Origin of the sequence: Amycolatopsis sp. NPDC048633, assembly GCF_040650695.1 — a bacterium.
Taxonomy (GTDB): Bacteria; Actinomycetota; Actinomycetes; order Mycobacteriales; family Pseudonocardiaceae; genus Amycolatopsis.
The window spans coordinates 64,098-87,354 of record NZ_JBEZHS010000021.1 but is presented as its reverse complement, the minus strand read 5'-3'; the positions used below and the strand labels follow the sequence as shown (position 1 = coordinate 87,354).

The following is a 23,257-nucleotide window of genomic DNA, read 5'->3' as shown; positions in this document are numbered from 1 at the left end:
GAGCGTAGCGGTCTCGCTCAGTGCGAGTGCTCCGCGGCGAGATTCCGGTGGTTCGCCTGGATCTGGTCGAACGACTTCGGCTTCACGGACGCCGCGCGCGCCGTGAAGGCCGCCGCACCGTTCGGGCCCACGGACGGCTTGCCCGCCGTGTACAGCCACGTCTGGAACAGGTCGTACAGCGGCTTGCCCGAAACCTTCTCGGCCAGCGCGATGAACTCCTGGATCCGCCCGTGCGACCCGCCCTTCTGGACCTGCCAGCCCTGCAGGATCTTGAAGAACGCGTCGTCGCCGACGGCCGTGCGCAGCGCCTGCAGCGTCAGCGCGCCGCGGTCGTACACGGCGTTGTCGAACTGGTTGTCCGCGCCCGGGTCGGCCGGGACGAGCTTCCACAGGTCGGCGTCCGCCGCGTTGGAGTCGTACGTGTACTGCGCGAGCTCGGCGACCGTGCCCTCGCCCTCGTGCTCCGACCACAGCCACTCCGCGTAGGACGCGAAGCCCTCGTTCAGCCAGATGTCGCTCCAGCGGCCGAGCGAGACGTTGTCGCCGAACCACTGGTGGGCGTTCTCGTGCGCGATCAACGTCGTGTTCGAGCCCGCCGCGAAGTTGCGCGCGCCGTAGGTCGGCCGGGTCTGGTTCTCCAGCGAGAACGTGATGCCGCTGGTCACGACACCGCCCTCGGCCTCGAACGGGTACGGCCCGAACTTCGTCGCCAGGAAGGCGTCGATCTCCGGCGTCCGCTCGACGCTGGCCTTCGCCGCGTACAGCGAGTCGCCCAGGTCCGACCCGTACGCCGAGATGAACGGCCTGCCGTCCGGCGTCGTCGACTGGTTCAGCTCGTACTTGCCGACGATGAACGACGTCAGGTACGTGGCCTGCTGCTTGGTGCTGCGCCACTGCCAGCGGGTCCAGCCGGCGCGGCTCTTCGTCTTGCGGACGAGCGTGCCGTTGGTGACGGCAACGTTGTCATCCGGAGCCTCGATGGAGACGTCGTAGGTCGCCTTGTCGGTCGGGTGGTCGTTGGCCGGGAACCACCACGCGGAGCTCTGCGGCTCGTCGACGCCGAGCGCGCCGAAGGAGCCCTTCTTCCACGCGTTGAGGCCGTCGACCTTCTCGGTCGACGGGGTGTCCGAGTAGGCCACGACGACCGTGGCGGTCTGGCCCTTGAGCAGCGGCTGCGCCGGGGTGACGACGAGCTCGCCGTTGCCGTTCTGGTTCGCGAACTGGGCCGGCCGGTTGTTCACCAGCACGCTCGACGCCTTGAGCGCGAAGTCCAGGTCGAACCGCGAAAGGTCCTGGGTGGCGGTGAGCAGCAGCGTCGTCGTGCCCGCGAGCACGTCGGTCGCGGGCTGGTAGGTCAGGCGGATGTCGTAGTGCAGCACGTCCGTGCCGCCGTTGCCGGCGTTCGGGTAGTACGAGTCACCGACACCGGGCGCGCCGGGGGTCGGAGCCGCACTGGCGGTACCGGCGAGCAGCACCGAGGCGACCCCGGCCGCGAGCACACCGAGGCCGGTGCGAGTTCTTGCACGCATTCGAATCCCTCCAACGGGTGAGGTTCAGCGCGCTCGAACGTAGCCAGCCAAGGGGGTGCCAGGTACAGCCAAAGGAAGGTTCTTGCCTACTGGGATCAAGATCGGAAACCGCTTGACGTGCCGATTCGCCCCGGTCAAACGGCCGAAACCGCGCTCGACACCGCAGCCCGCAGGCGGCCGTGCAGGTCGCGGTGCCGCGAGCGGTCCACGCGCACCTCGACGACCCGCAGGCCCGGGGCCGGGCGCAGGGCCGCCCGGAACTCCGTCAACGTCTCCGCGACCACGTGCGGCACCCGGTACCCCGCGCACAGCGCGCCCAGGTCGGCGCCGTGCGGGGTGCCGAACACCCGCTCGAAGCTCGCCGCGTGCTCGGGCGCGCCCTGCTCCAGCAGGGAAAAGATGCCGCCGCCGTCGTCGTTGCACACCACGATCGTCAGGTCCGGGCGCTGCTCCGCCGGCCCGGTCAGCAGCCCCGACGCGTCGTGCAGGAACGTCAGGTCGCCCAGCAGCGCGTACGACGGCCCGCGGTGGACGTACGCCGCGCCGATCGCCGTCGACACCGTGCCGTCGATGCCCGCCACTCCGCGGTTGCGGTGCACCAGGACGTCCGGGCGCAGCCGGCCCGCCAGCGCCACGTCCCGCGTCGGGTTGGACGAGCCGACCACCAGCAGTGAGTCCGCCGGCAGCGAGTCCACCAGCTCCGACGCCAACCGCAGCCCCGAGGGCCACGGCTCCGAATCCAGCACCGACGCGACCGCCGAGGACGCCGCCGCGTCGGCTCGGCGCCAGCTCGCCAGCCACTCCGGGTCGGCCGGCTTCGTCGGCTCGTCGAACCACTGCCCGACCTGCCGGACGTTGTGCGCGGGCGCCGGCCAGTCCGAGTCCGGGCGCACCAGCAGGACCTCGATCGACGGGTCCGAGATCACCTTCTGGATCTGCCGGAACACCGTCGGCCGGCCGAGGCAGAGCACCTGTTCCGGCTTGTGCTTCGCGATGAACTCCTCGACGCCCAGCAGCCACGCGCCGGACGAGATGGCCGTGCCGCCGGACAGCCCCAGCCCGCCGGTCTCCGACACCACCGGCCAGCCGTGCTGCTCGGCCCATTCGCTGGCCGCCTGGACGCCGGTGTCGCACGCGATCACCAGGCCGTGGCGCGCCGAAGGCACCACGAACGACGGCAGCGCGCCGAAGTCCGGCAGCTCCGTCCAGCGGGACCCGTCGGGCCGGCCGTCCAGGGACTCGTACCACTCGCCGTCGTCGTCCAAATCCGGCACGAGGGGCTCGCGGAACGGGATGTTCAGGTGCACCGGCCCGCAGCGCCACTCGCCGTAGGCCGCGTTCCAGGCCCGGCAGATCTGGCTGCGCCAGTACGAGTTCTGGCCGGCCCGCCGCTCGGCGACGGCCAGCTCGTCGAAGTAGCGGATGGCGTTGCCGAACAGCCGGTGCTGGTCGATGACCTGCGACGCGCCCGCGGCCCGCAGCTCCGGCGGCCGGTCGGCGGTCAGCACGATCAGCGGGACGCCGGCGCGGTCGGCCTCCAACACGGCGGGGTGGAAGTTCGCGGCCGCGGTCCCGGACGTGCAGAGCACGGCCACCGGGCGGCCGGTGCGCGCGGCGATGCCGAGGGCGAGGAACCCGGCGCCGCGCTCGTCGATGCGGACGTGGAGCTGGAGCTTCCCGGCCGCCGCCGCGTCGTACAGCGCGATCGACAGCGGTGCGTTGCGGGAGCCCGGGCAGAGGACGACGTGCGAAACGGTGTTGCGGACGAGTTCGTCGACGATGACCCTGGCCTGCGCGGTGGAAGGGTTCACCGGCAGGCTCCAGACTGATCGCTTGTGTCCACAGGTTCTATTCTCCCAAACGTGGATGACGCCCGAGTTTCCGAGCTGTTCGACCCGGCCGCGTGGACCGAGGTCGAAGGTTTCGCCTTCACCGACATCACCTACCACCGTTCCGCTGAGAACCGCGGCGGCAAACGCGTGGTGCGCATCGCGTTCGACCGTCCGGAGGTCCGCAACGCCTTCCGGCCGCACACCGTCGACGAGCTTTACCGGGCGCTCGACCACGCCCGGATGAGCTCCGACGTCGGCTGTGTCCTGCTGACCGGGAACGGCCCGTCGCCCAAGGACGGCGGGTGGGCGTTCTGCTCCGGTGGTGACCAGCGTATTCGCGGACGCTCCGGGTATCAGTACGCGAGTGGCGAGACCTCCGACACGGTGGACCCCGCGCGGGCCGGCCGGCTGCACATCCTCGAGGTCCAGCGGCTGATCCGGTTCCTGCCGAAACCGGTGATCGCGGTCGTGCCGGGCTGGGCCGCGGGCGGCGGGCACTCCCTGCACGTGGTGTGCGATCTCACGCTCGCTTCCGAAGAGCACGCGAAGTTCAAGCAGACCGACGCCGACGTCGGCTCGTTCGACGGCGGCTACGGCTCGGCCTACCTGGCGAAGATGGTCGGCCAGAAGTTCGCCCGGGAGATCTTCTTCCTCGGCCGGGAGTACTCCGCCGAGCAGATGCACCGGATGGGTGCTGTGAACGCCGTCGTCCCGCACGCCGACCTCGAAAAAGAGGCGCTGGACTGGGCGTGGACGATCGCCGCCAAGTCGCCGACGGCGCAGCGGATGCTGAAGTACGCGTTCAACCTCACCGACGACGGCCTGGTCGGCCAGCAGCTCTTCGCCGGCGAGACCACCCGGTTGGCTTACATGCAGGACGAAGCCGTCGAAGGCCGTGACGCGTTCCTGCAGAAGCGCGACCCCGACTTCAAGGACGTCCCCTATTACTACTGAGCTGCTCCCGATCGAACTAGACGGCTCCCCCGAAGCGCTCGAAACGCTGAAAAGAGCCGTCGCGGACGCGCTGGGCGGCGGCCCGGCCGTGCTGCCCTTCACCGACCCCGCGCTGCGCGATGCGATGACGCCGGCCGAGCCCGCCGAGCCGGACACCGCCGTGGTCATCGCCACCTCCGGCTCCACCGGCGCGCCCAAGGGCGTGCTGCTCTCGGCCCGCGCGCTGGTCGCGTCCGCCGAGGCCACGCACGTGCGGCTCGGCGGACCCGGGCACTGGCTGCTGGCGACGCCGGCGCACTACATCGGCGGCCTGCAGGTGCTGGTCCGGTCGCTGCTGGCCGGCACGAACCCGGTGCTGCTCACCGGCCAGGGCTTCCGGCCGGACGACTTCGCCGCCGCGGCCGCGAAGCTGACGGGCGGTCCGCGGTACACGGCGCTGGTGCCGACCCAGCTGGTCCGGCTGCTCGACGACGGCGGTGCCGGGCTGGCCGCGGCGAAGGCGTTCGACGCGATCGTGGTCGGCGCGGCGGCGACGTCGGCGAACTTGCGCGAGCGCGCGACCGACGCGGGCGTCCGGATCGTGCCCGCGTACGGCATGAGCGAGACGGCGAGCGGCTGCGTCTACGACGGCTTCCCCCTCGACGGCGTCCGCGTCGACCTCGACGGCGGCCGGATCCGCATCGCGGGCGACGTCCTCGCGCACGGCTACCGGCTCCGGCCCGACCTGACGGCGGAGTCGTTCGACGGCGGCTGGTTCACGACGTCCGACCGTGGGGTTCGTCACGACGACGGCCGGATCGAGGTCCTCGGCCGGGCCGACGACATGATCAACACCGGCGGGGTGAAGGTGTCGGCGAACGCGATCGAGCGGTGTCTCTGCGCCCAGCCGGGCGTGCGCGACGCCTGCGTCGTCGGCCTGCCGGACCCGGAGTGGGGCGAGGCCGTGGTGGCGCTCGTCGTCCCGTCCGGTGAACCTCGTGAAGCGGACGAACTGCGGGCCGCGGTCCGGTCCGAGCTGGGTGCGGCGGCGACGCCGAAGCGCGTCGAATATGGCTCCGAGCTGCCTCTTCGCGGGCCGGGCAAGATCGACCGGGCGGCGGTGAAGGCGCGACTTCAGTCGGGTTTGCGCGGCTGAATGGCGGCAGTTCGTTGACATGTACGGCGTGCACCCGCTTGGCTACCCACCATGACGCGCTGGATTCGGACCGCTCTGATCAGCACCGCCGTCACCCTGGGGGTCCTCCTTCCCGTAGGCACGGCCCTGGCCGATGGCCCCGCCGTGGACCCCAACGGCGGCACGCTCACCTGGCAGCTGCCGACCACCGACTGACTTCCCGGGTTCCCGCTCGCGGGTGATCACCATGGCGTTGAATGGCGCCATGGCGAGCTTGAGCGAGTGGATCGAAGGGGCCCGGCCCCGGACGCTGCCGAACGCGGTGGCGCCGGTGGTGGCGGGCGTCGGCGCGGCGATCGCGCTGGACGCGTTCTCGTGGTGGCGCTCGGTCCTGGCGCTGCTCGTCTCCCTCTCGCTGATCGTCGGCGTCAACTACGCCAACGACTACTCCGACGGCATCCGCGGCACGGACGAGAACCGCGTCGGCCCGTTGCGGCTGGTCGGTTCCGGGGTCGCCGCGCCGAAGGCCGTCCTCACCGCGGCGCTGATCGCGCTGGGCCTGGCGGGGGTGCTCGGCCTGCTGCTCGTCGTGCTCAGCGGGCATTGGTGGCTGCTGGCGATGGGCGCGCTGTGCATCCTCGGCGCGTGGTTCTACACGGGCGGCAAGAAGCCTTACGGCTACTACGGTTTCGGCGAGATCGCCGTGTTCGTGTTCTTCGGCCTGGCCGGCGTCCTGGGCACGGTGTACGTCCAGGCCGGGCGGGTCAGCTGGGCGGCGCTGGCGTGCGCGGTCGCGGTCGGCAGTTTCTCGACGGCGGTCCTGACGGCCAACAACCTGCGTGACATCCCGACCGACATCGAGTCCGGCAAGCGCACGCTCGCGACGCGGCTCGGCGACCAGGGCACCCGGCGCCTCTACCTGACGCTGGTGGCGGTGCCGTTCGTGCTCGCCCTGGTCATGGGGTTCGCGACGCACTCGCTCGCCGCGCTGCCGCTGATCAGCGTCTCGCTGCTGTTCCACTCGGTCAGCGCGATCCGGCACGACGCGGTGGGCCGCGACCTGATCCCCGCGCTGCGCGACACCGGGCTGGCGATGCTGGCGTGGGCGGTGCTGGCCGCCGTCGGCCTCAACATCTAGCTCTCCGGGACGAACTTCCCGGTCGCCAGGAACTCTTCGAACAACGCCGTGTGCGGCGCCAGGTCGAGCTGCTGCTGCGCGACCCACTCGTCGTTGTAGTACGTGTGCGCGTACCGCTCGCCGCCGTCGCACAGCAGCGTCACGACGCTGCCCGCCTGGCCGTCCTCGACCATGCGCGAGATGAGCCTGAACGCGCCGTAGAGGTTCGTGCCCGTCGAGCCGCCCGCCCAGTGCCCGGTGCGCTCGCGCAGCAGCCGGATCGCCGCCAGGGAGCCCGCGTCGGGGATCTGGAACATCTCGTCGATGACGCCCGGCACGAACGACGGTTCGCAGCGCGGCCGGCCGATCCCCTCGATCCGCGACGGCATGCCGGTCGCGTAGTCGAGCGCCCCGGTCTCCCAGGCGCCGTAGAACGACGAGTTCTCCGGGTCGACGACGCAGATCTTCGTCGTGTGGCGCTTGTAGCGGACGTACCGGCCGAAGGTCGCGCTCGTGCCGCCCGTGCCCGCGCCGACCACGATCCACGCCGGCACCGGGTGGCGCTCCGAGCGCATCTGCGCGAACACCGACTCGGCGATGTTGTTGTTGCCGCGCCAGTCCGTCGCACGCTCGGCGTAGGTGAACTGGTCGAGGTAGTGCCCGCCGCACTCGGCCGCGAGCCGCTCCGCCTCGGGGTACATCGCCGGCGCCTGGTCGACGTAGTGGCACTCACCGCCGTAGAACTCGATGAGCGCGATCTTCTCCTTGCTCGTCCGCCGCGGCACCACGGTGATGAACCGCAGGCCGAGCATGCGGGCGAAGTACGCCTCGGAGACCGCGGTGGACCCGCTGGACGCCTCGACGAGCACGGTGTCCGGCCCGATCTGGCCGTTGACGAGCCCGTAGAGGAACAGCGACCGGGCCAGCCGGTGCTTCAGCGAGCCGGTCGGGTGGACGGACTCGTCCTTGAGGTAGAGGTCGATGCCCCACTCCGGGGGCAGCGGGAAGACGTGCAGGTGGGTGTCGGCGCTGCGGTTCGCGTCGGCCTCGATGATCCGGACGGCCTCGCGAACCCAGCTGCGGGCGTGCAGGCGGCTCATTCGGGCTGGCCGGAGACGTCTCCGCGCAGCTGGGCGCGCAGGTCGGCACGAGCCCGGGCGCGCGTCTCGTTGCGCTTGGCCAGGCCGGCCGTGACGCGGGCGTTCAGCGGGCGGAACAGCAGCAGCCCGAGCGGCAGCCCGACGACCAGGCCGACGAGCAGCGCGACCAGCAGGGGCACGCCGACCAGGGACAGCACCCACGCGATCGCCGCGACCAGCACGAACCGCGCCAGCAGGTACAGCGTCAGGTCACGGGCCAGCTGCGGGGTCTTCTCGTCGCTCACACCAACGCAGGCTACGCGCCGCCCGCCCGGTCCCGCTGCAGGCCCGCGTTGTTCGGACGGCCCTCGAACCGCGTCGAAAGCACGACGGTCGTGTTCGTCCGCCCGACGCCGGGGATGCGCCTGAGTCGGCCGAGCGTGCGCTCCAGCTCGTCGACGGTCGGCACGCGCACCTTGACGACGAAGGCTTCGTCCCCCGCCACGGCGTAGCAGCTCTCGACCTCGTCGAGTTCGCCGAGCGCGTCGGCGACGTCGTCCTCCGTCGCCGTGTCGGTGGGATGGATGCCGACGAGGGCGGTGACGCCGAGGCCGACCGTGCTCGGGTCGACGACCGCGTGGTAGCCGGTGATCACGCCGGCGGCTTCGAGCTTGCCCACCCGCTCGTGCACCGACGACGCGGAGAGCCCGACAGCCCGTCCGAGGTCCGCATAGGTGGCCCGTCCGTTGATACGCAACGCCGCGATGATCTTCCGGTCCAACTGATCCACGGCATCACTCTATGCGGTTGGACAATCCCCCATTGGCACCACGCCTCGCGGCCGATGACCGGGCCGAACGGCATCCGGGCACGTCAGGTCACCACAAAATTAGTTGCACTGCGTAAGCAAACTGTCCGTTTTGACCTTTAAGGGCTCTTTACTCTTGGACAACCGTTCGAGTACCTGACGGGTGAAGTGCAACGATTGCCGTGTTGGCTACCCCGGCGCGACGGGCCAAAATGGCCCGGATTGCCTCCGGTATAGCAGTTAGGTCGTTAAGGAGGCGGAAAATGACCGCGACGATGGGCGGACGACTGCTCACCCCTGGTGAGGTGGCAGCACTGTTCCGGGTGGACCCCAAGACGGTCACCCGGTGGGCGACGGCGGGCCGGATCGGCTCGATCCGGACCCCGGGCGGGCACCGGCGGTTCCGGGAGTCCGAGGTGAACGAACTCCTGGCGGAGCTGACCACGGACGCCAGCGAACCGGCCCGCAAGGCCTGAACCATCCCGAGCGCCGGGCCGTGTCGGGTACGGGGGACTTTCCCCCGCCCCGCGCGGCCCTTCGTGTTCTGGTCGTCACCCCGCCTGACGGGGTTCGGGCCGAAACCCGGCTCGACGGGTTAACCTCGGGGGACCCACACGGAAGGATCCGGCATGCTCGCTCTGCTCGCAGCGGTCGGCGCCCTGGTCGTCGCCCTGCTCCTGTGGCGGTCGTTCGCCGGTCAGCGGGTCGGGGTCGCATCGCCCCCGCGCCGCGCCCCGATCGCCCCGGACGACGACCCCGACTTCCTGCGCCAGCTGTCCGAACAGCAGCGCAAGCGGCGGGACGAAGAGGGCTGAGCCGCTCCTGATGCGCCGAAAGCCACCTTCGGCGCATCGAAGAGCCCCGATGGTGGCTTTCCGGCCTTTACCTAGCGATAGCCCTGCGAGAGCGGGGTGGCGAAGCCGTCCGCCACGGTCGCGGCCAGGTCCAGCAGGGCCAGGCGCGTGTCACCGGACAGGCGGTCCAGCTCGATTTCGGCGCCCTCTTCGAGGTGCGGGTCGAACGGCACCTTGCACACCGCCCGGACCTTCGCCCCGAAGTGGGCCGAGAGCTTGTCGAGGTCGACCGAGCCGCCCTTGGGGCGGACCGAGTTGATCACGGCCACCGAACGCTTCACCAGCTCGCCGTACCCGTGGGCCTCGAGCCAGTCGAGCGTCGCCGAGGCGCTGCGGGCACCGTCCACCGAGCCGGAGGACACCACGACCAGCGCGTCCGCGACGTCGAGGACGCCCTTCATCGCCGAGTGCATCAGGCCGGTCCCGCAGTCGGTGAGCACGATGTTGTAGAAGTGCTCGAGCAGGTTGACCGTGCGCCGGTAGTCCTCCTCGGAGAAGGCCTCGGAAACGGCCGGATCCTGCTCGCTCGCGAGGATTTCCAGCCGGCTGGCCCCCTGGGACGTGTAGGACCGGACGTCGCTGTAGCGCGTGATGCGGGCCGCGTCGCGCAGGAGGTGGCGGACCGTCGCGGTCGTCTCCAGCGGGAGCTTCTGCGACAGCGTGCCGCGGTCCGGGTTGGCGTCCACGGCTACCACGCGGTCACCCCGCAGGGACGCGAACGTCGCCCCCAGCGTCGTGGTCACCGTCGTCTTGCCGACGCCGCCCTTCAGCGACAGCATCGCGATCTTGTAGCACCCGCGCAGCGGCTGGTTGACCCGCGCGATGAGGTCGCGGCGCTGGGTGTCGGCCGGGCTCTCCCCCGGGTTGAGCAGCTTCCCGGTGCCGACGTAGACGGCCTTGCGCCAGCCCGACTGCGGCGGCCGCTTGACCTGCTTGACCAGGTGCGCGGTCGACAGGTCGTGGCCGTGGCCCGGTTGCTGCGGCGGCGCCGCGTGCCGGCCACCCTGGGGCTGCGGCAGGCCCGAAGGCTGCTGCGGCGGCTGCTGCGGGTACTGGGCCTGCGCCTGGGCGTACTGCGGCTGCAGCGGCGGGAGGTTCTGGTCGTAGCCGTACTGGGGCACCTGGTGGGGTCCCGAAGCACCCGGCACCTGGTGCGGTCCCGACACGGCCGGGTTCGGCACTTGGTGGGGCCCGGACACCGCCGGGTTGGGCGGCGGCGCGACGGCCTGGGTCGGCTGCACGTCGAAGGCGCCCGACGTCTCCGGGTGCGGGTGCGAGTCCGTCCGATCCTCGGCGAACAGGCTTACCTCCGGCTGCTGCGGGGCAGCGGCCGGTTCAGCCTGTTCTGGGTGGCCAGGAGCCGATTCTTCGCTGGGTCCGGTCACCGGTGTAAACCTCCGCGCACTCCGCCCGACATCTTCCCCCTGATGACGACGGTAGTCGGAGTACTCGCGGGTTGCTCAGCCCACCCCGGCGTACGAGTGCAAGCCCGCCGTGACGAGGTTCACGAAGAACAGGTTGAAGATCATCGCGGCGAACCCGACGATGTTGATCGCCGCGGCCCGGGCCCCGCGCCAGCCGGCGGTCGCCCGCGAGTGCAGGTAGGCGGCGTAGATGACCCAGGCGATGAACGCGACGGTCTCCTTGGGGTCCCAGCCCCAGAACCGGCCCCAGGCCGACTCGGCCCAGACCGCGCCGCAGAGCACGCCGAAGGTGAAGACCGGGAAAGCGAAGATCGTCGTCCGGTAGGCGATCCGGTCGAGGACGTCGGCCTCGGGCAGCTTCGAGGCGAACCGGGCGAACTTCGTCTGGTCCTTGTCGTAGGCCGCGCGGAACAGGTAGAGCACGCTGGCGACACCGGGAACGAGGAAGACGCCGGAGCCGATGATGGCCGCCGAGACGTGGATGACCAGCCAGTACGACTGCAGCGCGGGCTGCACCGGCGCCGCGGTCGTGTAGAGCAGCGTGCCGTTGATGAACATCAGGATCACGACGGGCAGCAGCAGGAAGCCGGTGAGGTGCCGGACCGGGAACTTCCCCATGACGACGATCCAGGTGACGACCGTGATGAAGGTGACCGCCATGCCGTACTCGTACATGTTGCCCCACGGCGCGCGGTGCACGGCGAGCCCGCGCAGCACGATCGCCGACAGCTGCAGCAGCGCGCCGAGCACGAGCAGCGACGCGCCCATCTTGCCGATCCGCTCGGGGCGGCCGGCCGTGCGCTGCGCGGCCTGGACCTCCTCGATCGGCGGCCCGCCGGCGCCGACGAGCTCACGCGCCCGCAGCTTGGCCCGCTCGGTGGCGAGCCGGCCCTTGGCGCCGAAGCCCTGCTCGATCAGCGTCATCATCAGCGCGACGACGTAGATCGCCGCGGCGGTGGTGTAGAGCCAGTCGCTGTACTGCGACAGCGTCTCGTCGATCGGCATTGCTTCAGCCCTTCTGACCACTTATCAGGCGTTCGCTGATCCGGTGGAACTCTTCGCCGTACCCGGCCTGGTCGGTGCGGGCCAGCCCGGCGACCTCGATCACCGTACTCGGCTCGTCCTCGGTCCCCGGCTTCACCCGGACCCACAGCCGACGGCGCTTGACCAGCAGGGATGCGCCGAGACCGAGGAACATCGAGATGGCGAAACCGAGCACGAACCCTTGGGTCGGGTCGTGGGAGACCTGCAGGGAGACCCAGTGGTTGACGCCGTCGAAGCGGACCTTCGTGCCGTCGTCGAGCTTGATCTCCTGGCCGACCTTCATGTTTTCGCGGGCGATCTTCTTCAGCCGGCCGTCGTCGACCATCGACTGGTCGACCTCGAACACCGACTGGCCGCGCCCGGCGTCCAGGCCGAGGTCGCCGCGCAGGATGTCGACGGCCACCGCGGGGTCGTTCAGCTCCGGCGCCGCCGACGTCAGGACGTTGCCGTGCAGGAACGACGTCGGCGCGAACAGGCCGGTGATGGCCAGCTGCCGGGTCCGCCGCTGCACCTCGTCGGTGACGCCGGGCTGGTCGAACTTCGTCGCGCCCTCGGCGAGCATCGTGGTCGGGTCGACCGTGCGCCACTGGGTGTTCTGGGTGCGCTTCGTGCCGTCCGGGAAGGTCACCGTGAACTGCGGCGAGTAGCCCTGGCCGAGCAGGTAGACGCGGTCGCCGGCGGTGCGCAGCGGCGAGTTGACCTCGAGGCCGTACGGGCGCCAGGTGTTCGTGTCGAGGTCTCCGCCGGACTGGTACTGGATGTTCGCGTGGTAGTACTCCGGCTCGCCGGCCGGGGTGTACCGCACCGTGAAGTCGTTGACCTTCACGCAGAACGGGTCGAGGTCGGTGCCGTCGACGCGCAGACCCGCGTTGAAGGAGTCGTAGTTGTAGATGCCGGAGTTGCAGAAGCTGTCGCCGTCGGCCTGGACGATGACCTGGCCCTCGTAGCCGAAGAGCTTGCCCAGGGCGAAGAACACGATCAGGCCGAGCATGCTGAAGTGGAAGAGCAGGTTGCCGGTCTCGCGCAGGAACCCGCGTTCGGCGGAGATCGTGCGGACGCCGTCGGCCTCTTCACGCTCGACTCGGCGCCAGCCGGACAGCTGCTTGTGGACGGCCGCGATCTCGGCGCCGACGTCGGACTTGCCGCGGCCCAGCCGGTAGTGCGGCATCCGGGCGAGGTTGCGCGGGGTCAGCACCGGCTTGGCGCGCATCGCCTTGACGTAGTCGAAGCTGCGCGGCGTGAGACAGCCGATCAGCGAGATCATCAGCAGCAGGTAGATCGCCGAGAACCAGATGCTGGAGTAGACGTCGTAGAACTCGAGCTTGTCGAGCAGGGTGCCCCACCAGCCGTGGGCGCTGATGTACTCGTCGACCTTGGGGGCGTTGAGCTTCCGCTGCGGCAGGAGCGCGCCGGGCAGGGCGGCGAGGGCAAGCAGGAACAGCAGGACGAGCGCGGTGCGCATCGACGTCAGGCCGCGCCAGGTGTTGCGGACGAAGGCGAAGGTGCGCTTGGCGGGCGTCGGGCCCTTGGGGGCGGCCGGCGGGGCCTCGGTGGTCGTCACAGCGGCAGCTCCAGGCTGCCCGTGAGCTCGTTGCGGAGCCAGCCCATCAGATCTCCCCACACGCCGGTGACCAGCAGGATGCCGACGATCATCAGCAGCGCGCCGCCGAAGACCTGCACCTGGCGGCCGTGCCGGCGCACCCAGTCGGTGGCGCGCACGGCCCAGCGGGCGCCGAGCGCGATGAGCAGGAACGGCACCCCGAGGCCGAGGCAGTAGACGGCGATCAGCAGGTAGCCGCGGGCCGCGGCGCCGCCGGTCGCGCTGGCCAGCGAAATGACGGCGGAGAGCGTCGGGCCGATGCAGGGCGTCCAGCCGAGGCCGAAGACGGCACCGAGCAGCGGGGCGCCCCAGACGCCACCACCCGGGACGCGGTGCGAGCGGAACTCGCGCTGCAGGCCGGGGATCCAGCCGAGGAACACCAGGGCCATCGCGATGGTCAGGACACCGCCGATGCGCTGCAGCAGGTCCTGGTTGAGCGTGAGCGTGTCGGCCAGCCAAACGAGGGTGCCGAGCGTGGCGACGAAGACGACGGTGAACCCGAGCACGAAGAGGAGGGCGGCCCCGAGAACGGCCCAGCGACCCTCTTTGCGCTCCTCATCGGCACTGACGGCAGGGGCGTCCGCACCGACCAGCGCGGCGAGGTACGCGAGGTACCCGGGCACGAGCGGCACCACGCACGGCGAGGCGAAGGAGATGGTTCCGGCCAGCAGCGCGACGCCCGCGGCGAGCAGCAGCGGTCCGGAGATCGCCAGCTCGGTCACGGAGTTCACCCCGTTGAGGGTAGGCAGTGAGGTCCTGGTGAGAACTCCGGGGCCGGTTCACAGGACCTCGGTCACAGCAGTTCAGGACCTTCGTCCCGCCCGTCCCGGGAGGAACTGGTCGAGCATGGCGACACTGTGGTCGACGGCTTCGGCGCCGTAGGCGAGCATCTGCGTCTCGTATTCCTCGACGGCTTCGGGGACGTCTCGCTGGACGAGCAGGTCGCGCAGCAGCCGGGCATCGTGCAGCGCGGCGTTGGCGCCGTTGCCGCCGCTGGGCGACGTCGCGTGGATCGCGTCGCCGAGCAGCGTGACGCGGCCGGGCGACCAGCGCCGTTCCGGCCGGACGACGCTGATCGACAGCCACGCCGAGTGGGCCGGGTCGGTGGCCTCGACCAGCGCGCGGACCCGCGGGTGCCAGCCTTCGACGGCTTTCCCCGGAGCCTCCGGGGCCGGGAGGAGCACCCAGCGGACGTAGTCGGGCGTGTCGGGCAGGTCGACCCCCAGCTCACGGCCGGCCTCGCGCGGCGGCCGGCGGAAGCGCATCAGGCCGAGCATGAGCTGCACCTTGCCGTCACTGACGCCGCTGCCGAAGCCGGGGACGAGCATCTCGTACTCACGAGTCAGGGTGGTGCGGCCGATGACACAGCGGACGCCGGTGTCCGTCGGCCGGATGTCCGGGGCGAGCTGAGCGCGGACCGCGGAGGCGATGCCGTCGGCCCCGACGATCAGATCGGCGTCGACGTGGGTCCCGTCGGCGAACTCGGCTCTGGTGCCGCGGTAGCCGGTGAACTCCTTGCCGAAGTGGACGTCCACGCCGTCGAGGAGGACGTGCCGCAGGACGTGCCGGTCGACGGCGGTCGCGGTCATCGGCGGCAGCTCGCGGAGTTGCCGGAGCTGGGTGTCGAAGAAGACCCGGCGGCCGCTGAGGGTGCCGGTGACGGCATCGAGCAGCGGGTGGAGCCGGGCGGGCAGGCAGGCGAGCAGGGCGTCGCGGCCGATGTCGGCCAGGCCGATCCGGTACCCCTGGAAGCGGGCGTGGACGCCGGGGTCCCGCTCGAACACCTCGACGTCGATCCCGGCTTCGCGCAGGCCTTGCGCCAGGCACAGGCCACCCAGCCCGGCCCCGATGACGGCTACTTTCACGACGAACCTCCTGAACAGTGCTCAATTGAACACTGCTCAAGTTACCTGAACACCGCTCAAGTACGCCAGGCATGATGAACTTGTCCTTGATGACCCTCAACCAGACCGTGGTGCTGGACGCCGCGATCGAACTGCTCGACGAGACCGGGCTGGACGAGCTGACCACGCGCAAGCTCGCCGACCGCCTCGGCGTGCGCGTCGGCGCGCTCTACTGGCACTACGCGAACAAGCAGGCCCTGCTGGATGCGATCGCGGAGCACATGCTGGCCGTGGCTTCGCGCGGCTTGAGCGCGAACGGGACGTGGCGTGAGCGCGTGACGGCGTTCGCGAACGCCCACCGCGAGACGATGCTGTCGCACCCGGACGGCGCCCGCGTGATCGCGACGATGAGCACCCCGGGACCGCACGCGATCGAGTTCCTGGTGTACCTGCTGGCAACGCTCGCGTCCGCGGGGATGCCGTCCCCGGAGCGCGAGGCGTGCGCGGACGTTGTGACGAGCTACGTGAACGGCTTCACGGTCGAAGAACAGGCCCGCCGCACGGCCGTGCCCCGCGCACAGCGGGACGCGGCCTTCACGACGGGCCTGTCGGTGGTCATCGACGGCTTGGCCGTCTGGGTCTCCCGCACCGAAAAGCCGTGAAGGCCTCCTTATCGGCCATAAGAGCCGGTAAGGAGGCCTTCACGGCTTTCGTGGGTCAGAGGTAGAGCTGGCCGCCGTTGGCGAGGACGCCGCCGATCCGGGGGCCGTAGTTGCCGTACTCCTGGGTGTTCAGCTCGTACTGGCCGGTGCTGGTCACCGTCTCGTACGTGACGTACGGGTAGCAGCAGTTGCCGATGTACAGCTGGTCGCCGTACTGGGCGCCCGACAGGTTGCCGTGCACCAGGCCGTTGCCGGTGTTCTGCCACAGGCGGAGCGTGCGGCCGTAGCCGCTCGTCTGCTTGAGCAGCGTGAACCCTTCGATCGTGACCGGCGCCGCCGCAGCGGACGGTGCCGCCGAGGCGGGCGCCCCCACAGCCGTGGTCACGGCGAAGGCGATGAACGCCGCGGCCGCCAACTTCTTCATCATGAGAAACCCCCGGTTTCGGACAAAACGATCACGGGGAACGTACCGGGAACCGTGCGGCCGGTGTAGGGGTTTCAGCCTGGGCCGAATCAGGCCTGCTCCGCCTCCAGGCGCTGCGTCACCGGCAGCAGGTCCTGGGCCAGCACCTGCCGTAGGAAGACCGCCGCCACGCGGTGCTGTTTGTCCAGGACGATCGTCGACGGGATGATGTTGCGCGGGTAGCCGCTCAGCTTGAGCAGGACCCGGCCGTCCGGGTCGTAGATCGACGGGTACGTCAGCTTCCGGTCCTGCACGAAGTCCTGCGCCACGTCGCGCGCCGGGTCGCGGACGTCGATGCCCACCACCTGGACGCCCGGTGCCTGGCGAGCCAGCGACTCCAGCTCCGGGACCTCCGTGCGGCACGGCCCGCACCACTGGCCCCACAGGTTGAGCACGACGACCTTGCCGGGGAAGTCCGCCAGCGACAGCTGCTTGCCCTCGTTCATCAGGTCGTCGCCCGCCAGCACCGGCGCCGTCTGGCGCTGGGACAGGTCGTACGTGATGTCGACCTTGCCGCCCGGGGAGACGAAGCTGAAGCTGCTCCCCTGCACCACCGCGTCCTTGCCGCCGCTGCAGCCCGCGAGCGCCAGCAGCGCGACCACCCCGGCGACCAGCCGTTTCATGCCCCGGTCACCTTCGGGTCGGTGGAGCCGGCGGGCTCGCTGTAGACGATCTCGCGCAGCTCGTCGCCGTCGAAGACCAGCGAAGTCAGCGACGCCAGCGAGCACTGACGACGTCGCGGGTCGTGCCACAGCTTCCGGCCCTCGAGGAACCGCCGCAGCGTCCAGATCGGCAGCTGGTGCGACACGCAGAGCGCCTCGTGCCCCTCGGCCGCCTCCCGGGCCCGGTGGACCGCGCCCAGCATCCGGTGCGCGATCTCGAGGTAGGGCTCGCCCCACGACGGCTTGAACGGGTTGACCAGCTTCGGCCAGTGGCGAGGCTCCCGCAGCGCGCCGTCGCCGACCGCGACGTGCAGGCCCTCGAACTGGTTGCCCGCCTCGATCAGCTCCGAGTCGGTCGCGATGTCGAGCCGGTGCGCCGCGGCGATCGGGCCCGCCGTCTCCTGCGCGCGCTGCAACGGCGAGGCGACGACGTGCACGAGGTCGTGGCCGGCGACGGCCTCGGCGACCGTCAGCGCCTGCCGCTGGCCGCGCTCGGACAGCCGGTAGCCCGGCAGACGGCCGTAGAGGATCTTCTCGGGGTTGTGCACTTCGCCGTGGCGAAGCATGTGGACGACGGTGGTCACTTGACCGCCTCCGCCGCCGCGCGGGCCGCCGCCGGCAGGGCCGCTTCGATCACCGAGAACGCGTCGTCGTCCATGGCCGCGTTGACGAACCAGGCCTCGTACGCGCTCGGCGGCCCGTACACGCCCGCGTCGAGCAACGCGTGGAAGAACGCCGGGTACCGCCACGTCTCGGACGCCTGCGCGCCGGCGTAGTCGCGGACCGGCTGCTCACCGAAGAACACGCTGACCAGGTTGCCCGCGTACTGCACGTTGTTCGCGACCCCGGCGGCGCTCAGCTCGCGGCGGAAGAGGTCGCCGAGGCGCTTCGCGTTGGCGTCGAGCGCCGCGTACACGGCGTGGTCGGCCGTGCGCAGCGTCGCGAGGCCCGCGGCCACCGCGACGGGGTTCCCGGAAAGCGTCCCGGCCTGGTAGACCGGCCCGCCCGGAGCGAGCTTGGCCATCACGTCGGCGCGGCCGCCGAACGCCGCCGCCGGCAGGCCGCCGGACATCACCTTGCCGAACGTGTAGAGGTCGCCGGCCACGCCTTCGAGGCCGAACCAGCCCGCGGCCGACACGCGGAAGCCGGTCATCACCTCGTCCATGACGAGCAGCGCGCCGTGCTCGTGGGCCAGGTCGCGCAGGCCGGCGTTGAAGCCTTCGTCCGGCGCGATCGCGCCCATGTTGCCCGCCGCGGCCTCGGTGATCACCGCCGCGATCGCGTCCGGGTTGTCCACAAAGGACTGCCGGACGGCGTCGAGGTCGTTGTAGGGCAGCACGATCGTGTCCGCGGCCTGAGCACCGGTGACGCCCGGCGACGTCGGCAGCCCGAGCGTCGCGACGCCGGAGCCGGCCTGCGCGAGCAGCGCGTCGACGTGACCGTGGTAACACCCGGCGAACTTCACGATCTTCGACCGGCCGGTGAACCCGCGGGCCAGCCGGATCGCGCTCATCGTCGCCTCGGTGCCCGAGTTGACCAGGCGCACCTGCTCGACGGGCTCGACCCGGCCGATGATCTCCTCGGCCAGCTCGACCTCGCCGATCGTCGGCGTGCCGAACGACAGCCCGGACGACGCCGCCTCGCGCGCCGCCTCGACGACCCGCGGGTGCGCGTGGCCCAGGATCATCGGCCCCCAGGAAGACACCAGGTCGACATAGCGGTTTCCGTCGGCGTCCCACAGGTGGGGGCCCTCGCCGCGGACCATGAACCGCGGGGTGCCGCCAACCGAGTTGAACGCCCGGACCGGCGAGTTCACCCCGCCCGGGACGGCCGCCTTCGCGCGTTCGAACCATGCCTTGGACTGCTCGGTTCCAGTGCTCACCTGCCCAGTCTCGCAAACCCCCCTAGGATGGCCGGACGCCGCCCGGGAGGGGAACAGCCGGTGACCGAACGTGCGTCACAGCGCAACCCGTGGCTGGTGCTGGCCTGCTTCCTCGGCGTCGTCGCCGTGGTGGCCGTGGTCGGCGCCTTGGCCGCGTCGTCCTCGCGGGACGTCTACGCCCGCCTCGTGCTGCCGTCGTGGGCACCGCCCGGGTCGCTTTTCGGTCCGGTGTGGACGGTGTTGTACGTCCTGATCGCGGTGTCCGGCTGGCTGTACTGGCGCACGGACGGCGAAACCCGGGGCTTCGCCGCGTACGGCATCGGGCTGCTGGCCAACCTGCTGTGGACACCGCTCTTCTTCGAGGGCGGCGCGGCGAAGGCGGCACTCGTCGACATCGTCGTGCTGGACGTCGTCGTGATCGTGACGATCGTCCTGTTCGCCCGCCGGTCGAAGCCGGCCGCCGCGTTGCTCGCGCCGTACCTCGCCTGGATCCTCTACGCGACGGCGCTCAACACCGCGATCGTCGCGCTCAACTAGCGCCCGGCCTGCTGGGTGATGGCCTGCGCGGCCACCGTCCCGTCGTCGCCGGCCTGCCCCTGGACGACGACCGTCGAGCCCGGCTTGAGGTCCGAGAGCTTGCCCTGCTGGGTCACGCCGACCGTGGTCGAGTCCGAAGTGGACACCTTGACGTCGGCGCCCTGCGCGGTCTTCACGTACACCGTGGTGCCGTCGACGTGGTCGACCGTGCCCGTCGTGCCGCGGCCGCCCGCGCCGCGGAAGCCGCCGCCCTGCTGGCCGGTGCCGCCGGTCTGCCCGGTACCGCCGGTCTGGCCGGTGCCGCCCTGGGCCTGCTGACCGCCGAAGCCGCCGCCCTGGCGCCCAGTGGGCGTCGAGGAGGACGACGAGCCGAACGCGGCGTGCGTCCAGGCACCGCCGCCGAACGCGATCGCGAGCACCACGATCCCGGCCAGCACCAGCGTGGCGCGGGAGAACGGCTTCGCGGCGCGGCGCATCTCCGCGTTCAGGTCACCGCCGACCGCCGGGTTGGCGATGATCTGCTCCGCGGTCGGCTCGACGGCCGGGAGGACGGCCGTCGGCTCGTCCTGCGGCGCCGGTCCCGGCGGGGTCGTCGTGGACGAAGACATAGACGGAGACTCCTTATTCGTGACGCAGGGCGTCGATCGGCCGCAGCTTGGCGGCCCGGTTCGCCGGGAAGCTGCCGAAGAACAGCCCGATCAGGGCGGATACCGCGAAGGCGAGCAGGATCGACGAGGGCACCACGACCGGTTTGATCCCGGAGATGGTGAACTCGCTGCCGATCAGCCCGATCGCGACGCCGAGCAGCCCGCCGAACAGGCTGAGCATGGTCGCTTCGGCGAGGAACTGACCGAGGATGGCCGCGCGCGGGGCGCCGATGGCCTTGCGGATGCCGATCTCGCGGATCCGTTCGGTCACCGTGACGAGCATGATGTTGGTGACGCCGATCCCGCCGACGAGCAGGGAGATCGCCGCGACCGCCGCCAGCAGGACGGTGAACGTCTCCGTCGCCGACGTCCGCGTCGCGAGCAGCTGCTCGGAGTTCTGGATCTGGTAGTCGGCGGTGCCGCCGAGCCGGATGCCGTGCCGCGCGTTGAGGATCGCGGTGATCTCGGACTGGGCCAGCGAGACGGAGTCCGCGCTGGTGGCCTGGACGGCGATCTGGCTGAGGCTGCCGTAGCCGGCCAGCGAGTTCTGCACGGCCGAGATCGGCGCGATCGCGACGTCGTCGGCGTTCTGCAGCCCGGTGCTGCCCTTGGCCTGGAGCACCCCGACCACGGTGAACTGGATGCTGTTGAGCAGCACGTTCTTGCCGACCGCGTCGGTGCTGCTGCCGAAGATCGACTCCGCCGTCGTCGGGCCGAGGACGACGACCTTGCGCGCGGCCGTGACGTCCTCGCTGGTGAACAGCTGCCCTTGGGCGAGGTCGCGGTTGGTCGTCGCGAAGTACGCCGGTTCGGTGCCCGCGACGGTCGAGATGTCGTACGACGTCTGCCCGTAGGTCGCGGTCGCCGTCGTGTTCACCACCGGCGAGGCGGCCTTGACGTCCGGCGCGCCGACGGGGTCGACGAGCGCGTGCGCGTCCTGGACGGTCAGCGGCCGCGCCGACGCGCCCTGCCCGCCGCCGCGCGCCGGGGAGACGTTGACGACGTTGGTGCCGAGGCCCTGGATGCTGGCCGCGATGGCCGCCGACGCGCCGTTGCCGACCGCGACGAGCAGGATCACCGCCGCGACGCCGATGGTGATGCCGAGCGTGGTGAGCGCCGAGCGCAGCTTGTTCGCGGTGAGCCCGCGGACGGCGAAGCGCAGGACTTCGAAGAAGTTCACGAGACCGCTCCGACCGCACGCGTGACCTCGTCCGACACGATGAGCCCGTCGTCCACCCGCACGACGCGGTGCGCGTGCGCGGCGACCTCGTCCTCGTGCGTGATCACGACGATGGTGCGGCCGAGCCGGTTGAGCCGGTCGAACACCCCGAGGACGTCCTCGGTGCTGTGGCGGTCCAGGTTGCCGGTGGGCTCGTCGGCCAGCAGCATCGCCGGGCCGGTGACCAGCGCCCGCGCCACGGCGACGCGCTGGATCTGCCCGCCGGACAGCTCACTGGGGAGGTGCTTGGCCCGGTCCGAAAGCCCGACCATCTCGAGCGCCGCGAGCGAGCGACGGCGGCGTTCCGACCGCTTGAGTCCACTGTAGACGAGTGGGAGTTCCACATTGGACAGCGCGGACGTCCGCGGCACCAGGTTGAACGACTGGAAGATGAAGCCGATCTTCCGGTTGCGCAGCAACGCCAACTGCCGTTCGTTCAGCTTCCCGACGCCGAAACCGTCCAACAGGTACTGGCCGGACGTCGGGATGTCGAGGCAGCCGAGCATGTTCAGCAGCGTCGACTTGCCGGAGCCCGAGGCGCCCATGATGGCGACGTACTCGCCGGGCCACACGGTGAGCTCGACGCCGCGCAGCGCGTGCACGGCCGTCTCCCCGGCGCCGTAGGTCTTGCGCAGCCCGGAGACCGCGATCACCGGGTTCACCCGCGGCCGCCGAAACCGCCGCCACCGGTACCCGTGCCGCGCTGGCCGCCGCCGGGGAAACCGCCGGTCCCGCCGCCGGGGAAGCCGCCGGTGCCGCCCGTCCCGGTGCCGGTGCGGCCGGTGCCCGTGCCGCCGGTCGCGGCCGTCGCGGTGAGCACCACGTTCTCGCCCTCGGTCAGCCCGGAGGTGATCTGCACCGTCGACTCGCCGCGGATGCCGACCTGCACCTGCCGCGTGACGTTCCGGCCGTTCTCCTGCACGGTGACGACGTTGGTGTTGCCGGCCGTCGTCACGGCCGCGGCCGGCACGCTCAGCGCGTTCTCGGCGGACGCGACGGTGATCACGACACTCGCCGACTGGCCGGGCCGCAGCCCGTCCGGCGGGTCGGTCAGGGCCAGCTGCGCGCCGTAGGACACGACGCTGCCGCTCGTCGTCGGCGTCAGGTTGATGCTCGAGACGGTCGCCTGGACCGGCTTGTCCGGCAGCGCGTTGAGGGTCACGGTGGCCTTCTGGCCCGCCTTGACCTTGCTGACGTCGATCTCGGCGACCGAGGTGTTCACGACCAGGCCGGTCATGTTCGTGATGGTGATGAAGCCGCTGCTGCTGGTGCTGCTGCTCGACGCGGTGCCGGAGTTCGACGAGCCCTGCCCGCCCTGCCCGCTACCGCTCGAGGACGCCTGCGAGCTGCTGCTCGACGCCGCGCCGCTGGAGGACTGCTGCCCGACGGTGCCGTTGACCGCGGTGACCGTGCCGGCGCCGGGCGCGACGAGCGTGGTGTTGTCGAGCGTCTCCTGCGCGGTCTGGACGTCGAGCTCGGCCTGGTCCAGCTTCGCCTGCGCCGACGTGACGCTGTTGGCCGCCGACTGCGCGCTGTTCTGGGAGCTCTGGCCGTTCTGCCCGGTCGCCGGGGTGTCTTCGGCGTCCTCGGCGGAGTCCAGGCTGTCCTGCGCGACCGCGAGATTCGCCTTCGCGACCTGAAGCTGCTTCGACGCCTGCGTGCTGTCGATGGTGGCGAGCTTCTGGCCGGCGCTCACGACGTCGCCGACCTTCACGTCGATCGAGGTGACCTTGCCCGCGCTCGAGAAGTTCGCGGCGCCGGTGTAGCTGCTGGCGAGCGTCCCGGCGGCGGAGATGGTTTCGGTGACCGTCGCCCGGCGCACCGCGGTGCTGCGCGTCTGCGCCTGCGCCGTGTTCGGTTCGGGGCTGAATGCCTGGTATATCCCGAAACCGGCTCCGGCCAGCAGTACGACCAGAGCACCGTTGATCACCCATGCCTTCGAGGCACGCACGCGCGTCATGCGGCAACAGTGGTGCCGCCGCTTAG

Annotated in this window: 26 protein-coding genes; 8 read left to right on the top strand and 18 right to left on the bottom strand. The window is 71.0% G+C overall.

Features of this window, described 5'->3' with window-relative positions; all coding sequences use genetic code 11:
• Positions 1-17: 17 nt before the first annotated feature.
• A complete protein-coding gene (locus tag AB0C38_RS31115; RefSeq protein ID WP_360680266.1) occupies positions 18-1,529 on the bottom strand; it encodes a M1 family metallopeptidase in 1,512 nt (503 codons plus the stop codon).
• A 134-nt stretch (positions 1,530-1,663) separates the two neighbouring features.
• Positions 1,664-3,340, bottom strand: coding sequence for a 2-succinyl-5-enolpyruvyl-6-hydroxy-3-cyclohexene-1-carboxylic-acid synthase (gene menD / locus AB0C38_RS31110; protein ID WP_360680263.1), 1,677 nt, complete (start codon positions 3,338-3,340; stop codon positions 1,664-1,666).
• Positions 3,341-3,391: 51 nt separating this feature from the next.
• Here menD and AB0C38_RS31105 point away from each other — a divergent pair, with 51 nt between their 5' ends.
• Genes AB0C38_RS31105 through AB0C38_RS31090 form a run of 4 tightly spaced genes read left to right on the top strand, consistent with a single transcriptional unit; the run spans position 3,392 to position 6,567 of the window.
• On the top strand, positions 3,392-4,315 hold the full coding sequence (locus AB0C38_RS31105; RefSeq protein ID WP_360680261.1) for a 1,4-dihydroxy-2-naphthoyl-CoA synthase: 924 nt from the start codon (positions 3,392-3,394) through the stop codon (positions 4,313-4,315).
• Between the two features lies 1 nt (position 4,316).
• Positions 4,317-5,450, top strand: coding sequence for an o-succinylbenzoate--CoA ligase (menE, locus tag AB0C38_RS31100; RefSeq protein WP_360680455.1), 1,134 nt, complete (start codon positions 4,317-4,319; stop codon positions 5,448-5,450).
• Positions 5,451-5,501: 51 nt separating this feature from the next.
• Positions 5,502-5,645 (top strand): hypothetical protein, encoded by a 144-nt coding sequence (locus AB0C38_RS31095; protein WP_360680259.1) that lies wholly within the window; start codon positions 5,502-5,504, stop codon positions 5,643-5,645.
• Between the two features lie 49 nt (positions 5,646-5,694).
• Positions 5,695-6,567, top strand: a complete 873-nt coding sequence (locus AB0C38_RS31090; RefSeq protein ID WP_360680256.1) for a 1,4-dihydroxy-2-naphthoate polyprenyltransferase — start codon at positions 5,695-5,697, stop codon at positions 6,565-6,567.
• Here the strand turns inward: AB0C38_RS31090 and AB0C38_RS31085 are convergent.
• From AB0C38_RS31085 to AB0C38_RS31075, 3 genes are read right to left on the bottom strand one after another with little or no spacing between them, the layout of a single operon-like run.
• The gene (locus AB0C38_RS31085) at positions 6,564-7,646 is read right to left on the bottom strand and encodes a PLP-dependent cysteine synthase family protein (RefSeq protein ID WP_360680253.1); all 1,083 of its coding nucleotides are present in this window, start codon (positions 7,644-7,646) and stop codon (positions 6,564-6,566) included. The genes AB0C38_RS31090 and AB0C38_RS31085 overlap by 4 nt on opposite strands.
• Positions 7,643-7,930: a DUF4229 domain-containing protein gene (locus AB0C38_RS31080; protein WP_360680251.1), complete on the bottom strand. Its 288-nt coding sequence runs from the start codon at positions 7,928-7,930 to the stop codon at positions 7,643-7,645. Before AB0C38_RS31080 ends, AB0C38_RS31085 begins: the two co-directional genes overlap by 4 nt.
• Positions 7,931-7,941: 11 nt before the next feature.
• Positions 7,942-8,415: an Lrp/AsnC family transcriptional regulator gene (locus AB0C38_RS31075; protein ID WP_360680248.1), complete on the bottom strand. Its 474-nt coding sequence runs from the start codon at positions 8,413-8,415 to the stop codon at positions 7,942-7,944.
• A 281-nt stretch (positions 8,416-8,696) separates the two neighbouring features.
• Between AB0C38_RS31075 and AB0C38_RS31070 the strand changes: the two genes are divergently transcribed.
• Together AB0C38_RS31070 and AB0C38_RS31065 are read left to right on the top strand one after the other, a co-directional pair.
• A complete protein-coding gene (locus AB0C38_RS31070) occupies positions 8,697-8,909 on the top strand; it encodes a BldC family transcriptional regulator (RefSeq protein WP_072474890.1) in 213 nt (70 codons plus the stop codon).
• Between the two features lie 153 nt (positions 8,910-9,062).
• Complete coding sequence (locus AB0C38_RS31065) at positions 9,063-9,248, top strand: hypothetical protein (RefSeq protein WP_360680245.1); 186 nt, start codon at positions 9,063-9,065, stop codon at positions 9,246-9,248.
• Positions 9,249-9,319: 71 nt separating this feature from the next.
• Here the strand turns inward: AB0C38_RS31065 and AB0C38_RS31060 are convergent, their stop codons facing one another.
• From AB0C38_RS31060 to AB0C38_RS31040, 5 genes are all read right to left on the bottom strand, one after another.
• A complete protein-coding gene (locus AB0C38_RS31060) occupies positions 9,320-10,672 on the bottom strand; it encodes an AAA family ATPase (protein ID WP_360680243.1) in 1,353 nt (450 codons plus the stop codon).
• A 75-nt stretch (positions 10,673-10,747) separates the two neighbouring features.
• Positions 10,748-11,716: a c-type cytochrome biogenesis protein CcsB gene (ccsB, locus tag AB0C38_RS31055; RefSeq protein ID WP_360680240.1), complete on the bottom strand. Its 969-nt coding sequence runs from the start codon at positions 11,714-11,716 to the stop codon at positions 10,748-10,750.
• 4 nt (positions 11,717-11,720) lie between these two features.
• Positions 11,721-13,316, bottom strand: coding sequence for a cytochrome c biogenesis protein ResB (locus AB0C38_RS31050; RefSeq protein ID WP_360680237.1), 1,596 nt, complete (start codon positions 13,314-13,316; stop codon positions 11,721-11,723).
• The gene (locus AB0C38_RS31045; protein ID WP_360680234.1) at positions 13,313-14,086 is read right to left on the bottom strand and encodes a cytochrome c biogenesis CcdA family protein; all 774 of its coding nucleotides are present in this window, start codon (positions 14,084-14,086) and stop codon (positions 13,313-13,315) included. The genes AB0C38_RS31050 and AB0C38_RS31045 overlap by 4 nt, the downstream gene beginning before the upstream one ends.
• 72 nt (positions 14,087-14,158) lie before the next feature.
• Positions 14,159-15,220 (bottom strand): NAD(P)/FAD-dependent oxidoreductase, encoded by a 1,062-nt coding sequence (locus AB0C38_RS31040; protein WP_360680232.1) that lies wholly within the window; start codon positions 15,218-15,220, stop codon positions 14,159-14,161.
• Between the two features lie 89 nt (positions 15,221-15,309).
• On the opposite strand from AB0C38_RS31040, the gene AB0C38_RS31035 reads away from it, so the two are divergent.
• Positions 15,310-15,861, top strand: a complete 552-nt coding sequence (locus AB0C38_RS31035) for a TetR/AcrR family transcriptional regulator C-terminal domain-containing protein (protein WP_360680229.1) — start codon at positions 15,310-15,312, stop codon at positions 15,859-15,861.
• 55 nt (positions 15,862-15,916) lie between these two features.
• Here the strand turns inward: AB0C38_RS31035 and AB0C38_RS31030 are convergent, their stop codons facing one another.
• The 4 genes from AB0C38_RS31030 to hemL form a co-directional block, all read right to left on the bottom strand.
• Positions 15,917-16,288, bottom strand: a complete 372-nt coding sequence (locus AB0C38_RS31030; RefSeq protein WP_360680227.1) for a hypothetical protein — start codon at positions 16,286-16,288, stop codon at positions 15,917-15,919.
• A gap of 86 nt (positions 16,289-16,374) precedes the next feature.
• The gene (locus AB0C38_RS31025; RefSeq protein WP_360680225.1) at positions 16,375-16,947 is read right to left on the bottom strand and encodes a TlpA disulfide reductase family protein; all 573 of its coding nucleotides are present in this window, start codon (positions 16,945-16,947) and stop codon (positions 16,375-16,377) included.
• Positions 16,944-17,570 (bottom strand): histidine phosphatase family protein, encoded by a 627-nt coding sequence (locus AB0C38_RS31020; protein ID WP_360680223.1) that lies wholly within the window; start codon positions 17,568-17,570, stop codon positions 16,944-16,946. Before AB0C38_RS31020 ends, AB0C38_RS31025 begins: the two co-directional genes overlap by 4 nt.
• Entirely contained in the window at positions 17,567-18,868 is a 1,302-nt protein-coding gene (gene hemL, locus AB0C38_RS31015) for a glutamate-1-semialdehyde 2,1-aminomutase (protein ID WP_360680221.1), read from the bottom strand. Before hemL ends, AB0C38_RS31020 begins: the two co-directional genes overlap by 4 nt.
• A 60-nt stretch (positions 18,869-18,928) precedes the next feature.
• Here hemL and AB0C38_RS31010 point away from each other — a divergent pair, with 60 nt between their 5' ends.
• Positions 18,929-19,405, top strand: coding sequence for a TspO/MBR family protein (locus AB0C38_RS31010; protein WP_360680218.1), 477 nt, complete (start codon positions 18,929-18,931; stop codon positions 19,403-19,405).
• Here AB0C38_RS31010 and AB0C38_RS31005 read toward each other — a convergent pair.
• From AB0C38_RS31005 to AB0C38_RS30990, 4 genes are read right to left on the bottom strand one after another with little or no spacing between them, the layout of a single operon-like run.
• On the bottom strand, positions 19,402-20,013 hold the full coding sequence (locus tag AB0C38_RS31005; RefSeq protein WP_360680215.1) for a hypothetical protein: 612 nt from the start codon (positions 20,011-20,013) through the stop codon (positions 19,402-19,404). The two genes, AB0C38_RS31010 and AB0C38_RS31005, sit on opposite strands and share 4 nt — an antisense overlap.
• A 13-nt stretch (positions 20,014-20,026) precedes the next feature.
• Positions 20,027-21,232, bottom strand: a complete 1,206-nt coding sequence (locus tag AB0C38_RS31000) for an ABC transporter permease (RefSeq protein ID WP_360680212.1) — start codon at positions 21,230-21,232, stop codon at positions 20,027-20,029.
• Positions 21,229-21,933 (bottom strand): ABC transporter ATP-binding protein, encoded by a 705-nt coding sequence (locus AB0C38_RS30995; protein ID WP_360680209.1) that lies wholly within the window; start codon positions 21,931-21,933, stop codon positions 21,229-21,231. Before AB0C38_RS30995 ends, AB0C38_RS31000 begins: the two co-directional genes overlap by 4 nt.
• A complete protein-coding gene (locus tag AB0C38_RS30990) occupies positions 21,930-23,231 on the bottom strand; it encodes an HlyD family efflux transporter periplasmic adaptor subunit (protein ID WP_360680207.1) in 1,302 nt (433 codons plus the stop codon). The genes AB0C38_RS30995 and AB0C38_RS30990 overlap by 4 nt, the downstream gene beginning before the upstream one ends.
• Between the last annotated feature and the right edge of the window lie 26 nt (positions 23,232-23,257).

Bases quoted from the DNA above. Each gene is read 5' to 3' on its own strand.
- AB0C38_RS31115 (WP_360680266.1), bottom strand. From the start codon at position 1,529: ATGCGTGCAAGAACTCGCACCGGCCTCGGTGTGCTCGCGGCCGGGGTC.
- AB0C38_RS31095 (WP_360680259.1), top strand. From the start codon at position 5,502: ATGACGCGCTGGATTCGGACCGCTCTGATCAGCACCGCCGTCACCCTG.
- AB0C38_RS31090 (WP_360680256.1), top strand. From the start codon at position 5,695: ATGGCGAGCTTGAGCGAGTGGATCGAAGGGGCCCGGCCCCGGACGCTG.
- AB0C38_RS31085 (WP_360680253.1), bottom strand. From the start codon at position 7,646: ATGAGCCGCCTGCACGCCCGCAGCTGGGTTCGCGAGGCCGTCCGGATC.
- AB0C38_RS31070 (WP_072474890.1), top strand. From the start codon at position 8,697: ATGACCGCGACGATGGGCGGACGACTGCTCACCCCTGGTGAGGTGGCA.
- AB0C38_RS31065 (WP_360680245.1), top strand. From the start codon at position 9,063: ATGCTCGCTCTGCTCGCAGCGGTCGGCGCCCTGGTCGTCGCCCTGCTC.
- ccsB (WP_360680240.1), bottom strand. From the start codon at position 11,716: ATGCCGATCGACGAGACGCTGTCGCAGTACAGCGACTGGCTCTACACC.
- AB0C38_RS31035 (WP_360680229.1), top strand. From the start codon at position 15,310: ATGACCCTCAACCAGACCGTGGTGCTGGACGCCGCGATCGAACTGCTC.
- AB0C38_RS31030 (WP_360680227.1), bottom strand. From the start codon at position 16,288: ATGATGAAGAAGTTGGCGGCCGCGGCGTTCATCGCCTTCGCCGTGACC.
- AB0C38_RS31025 (WP_360680225.1), bottom strand. From the start codon at position 16,947: ATGAAACGGCTGGTCGCCGGGGTGGTCGCGCTGCTGGCGCTCGCGGGC.
- AB0C38_RS31005 (WP_360680215.1), bottom strand. From the start codon at position 20,013: ATGTCTTCGTCCACGACGACCCCGCCGGGACCGGCGCCGCAGGACGAG.
- AB0C38_RS30990 (WP_360680207.1), bottom strand. From the start codon at position 23,231: ATGACGCGCGTGCGTGCCTCGAAGGCATGGGTGATCAACGGTGCTCTG.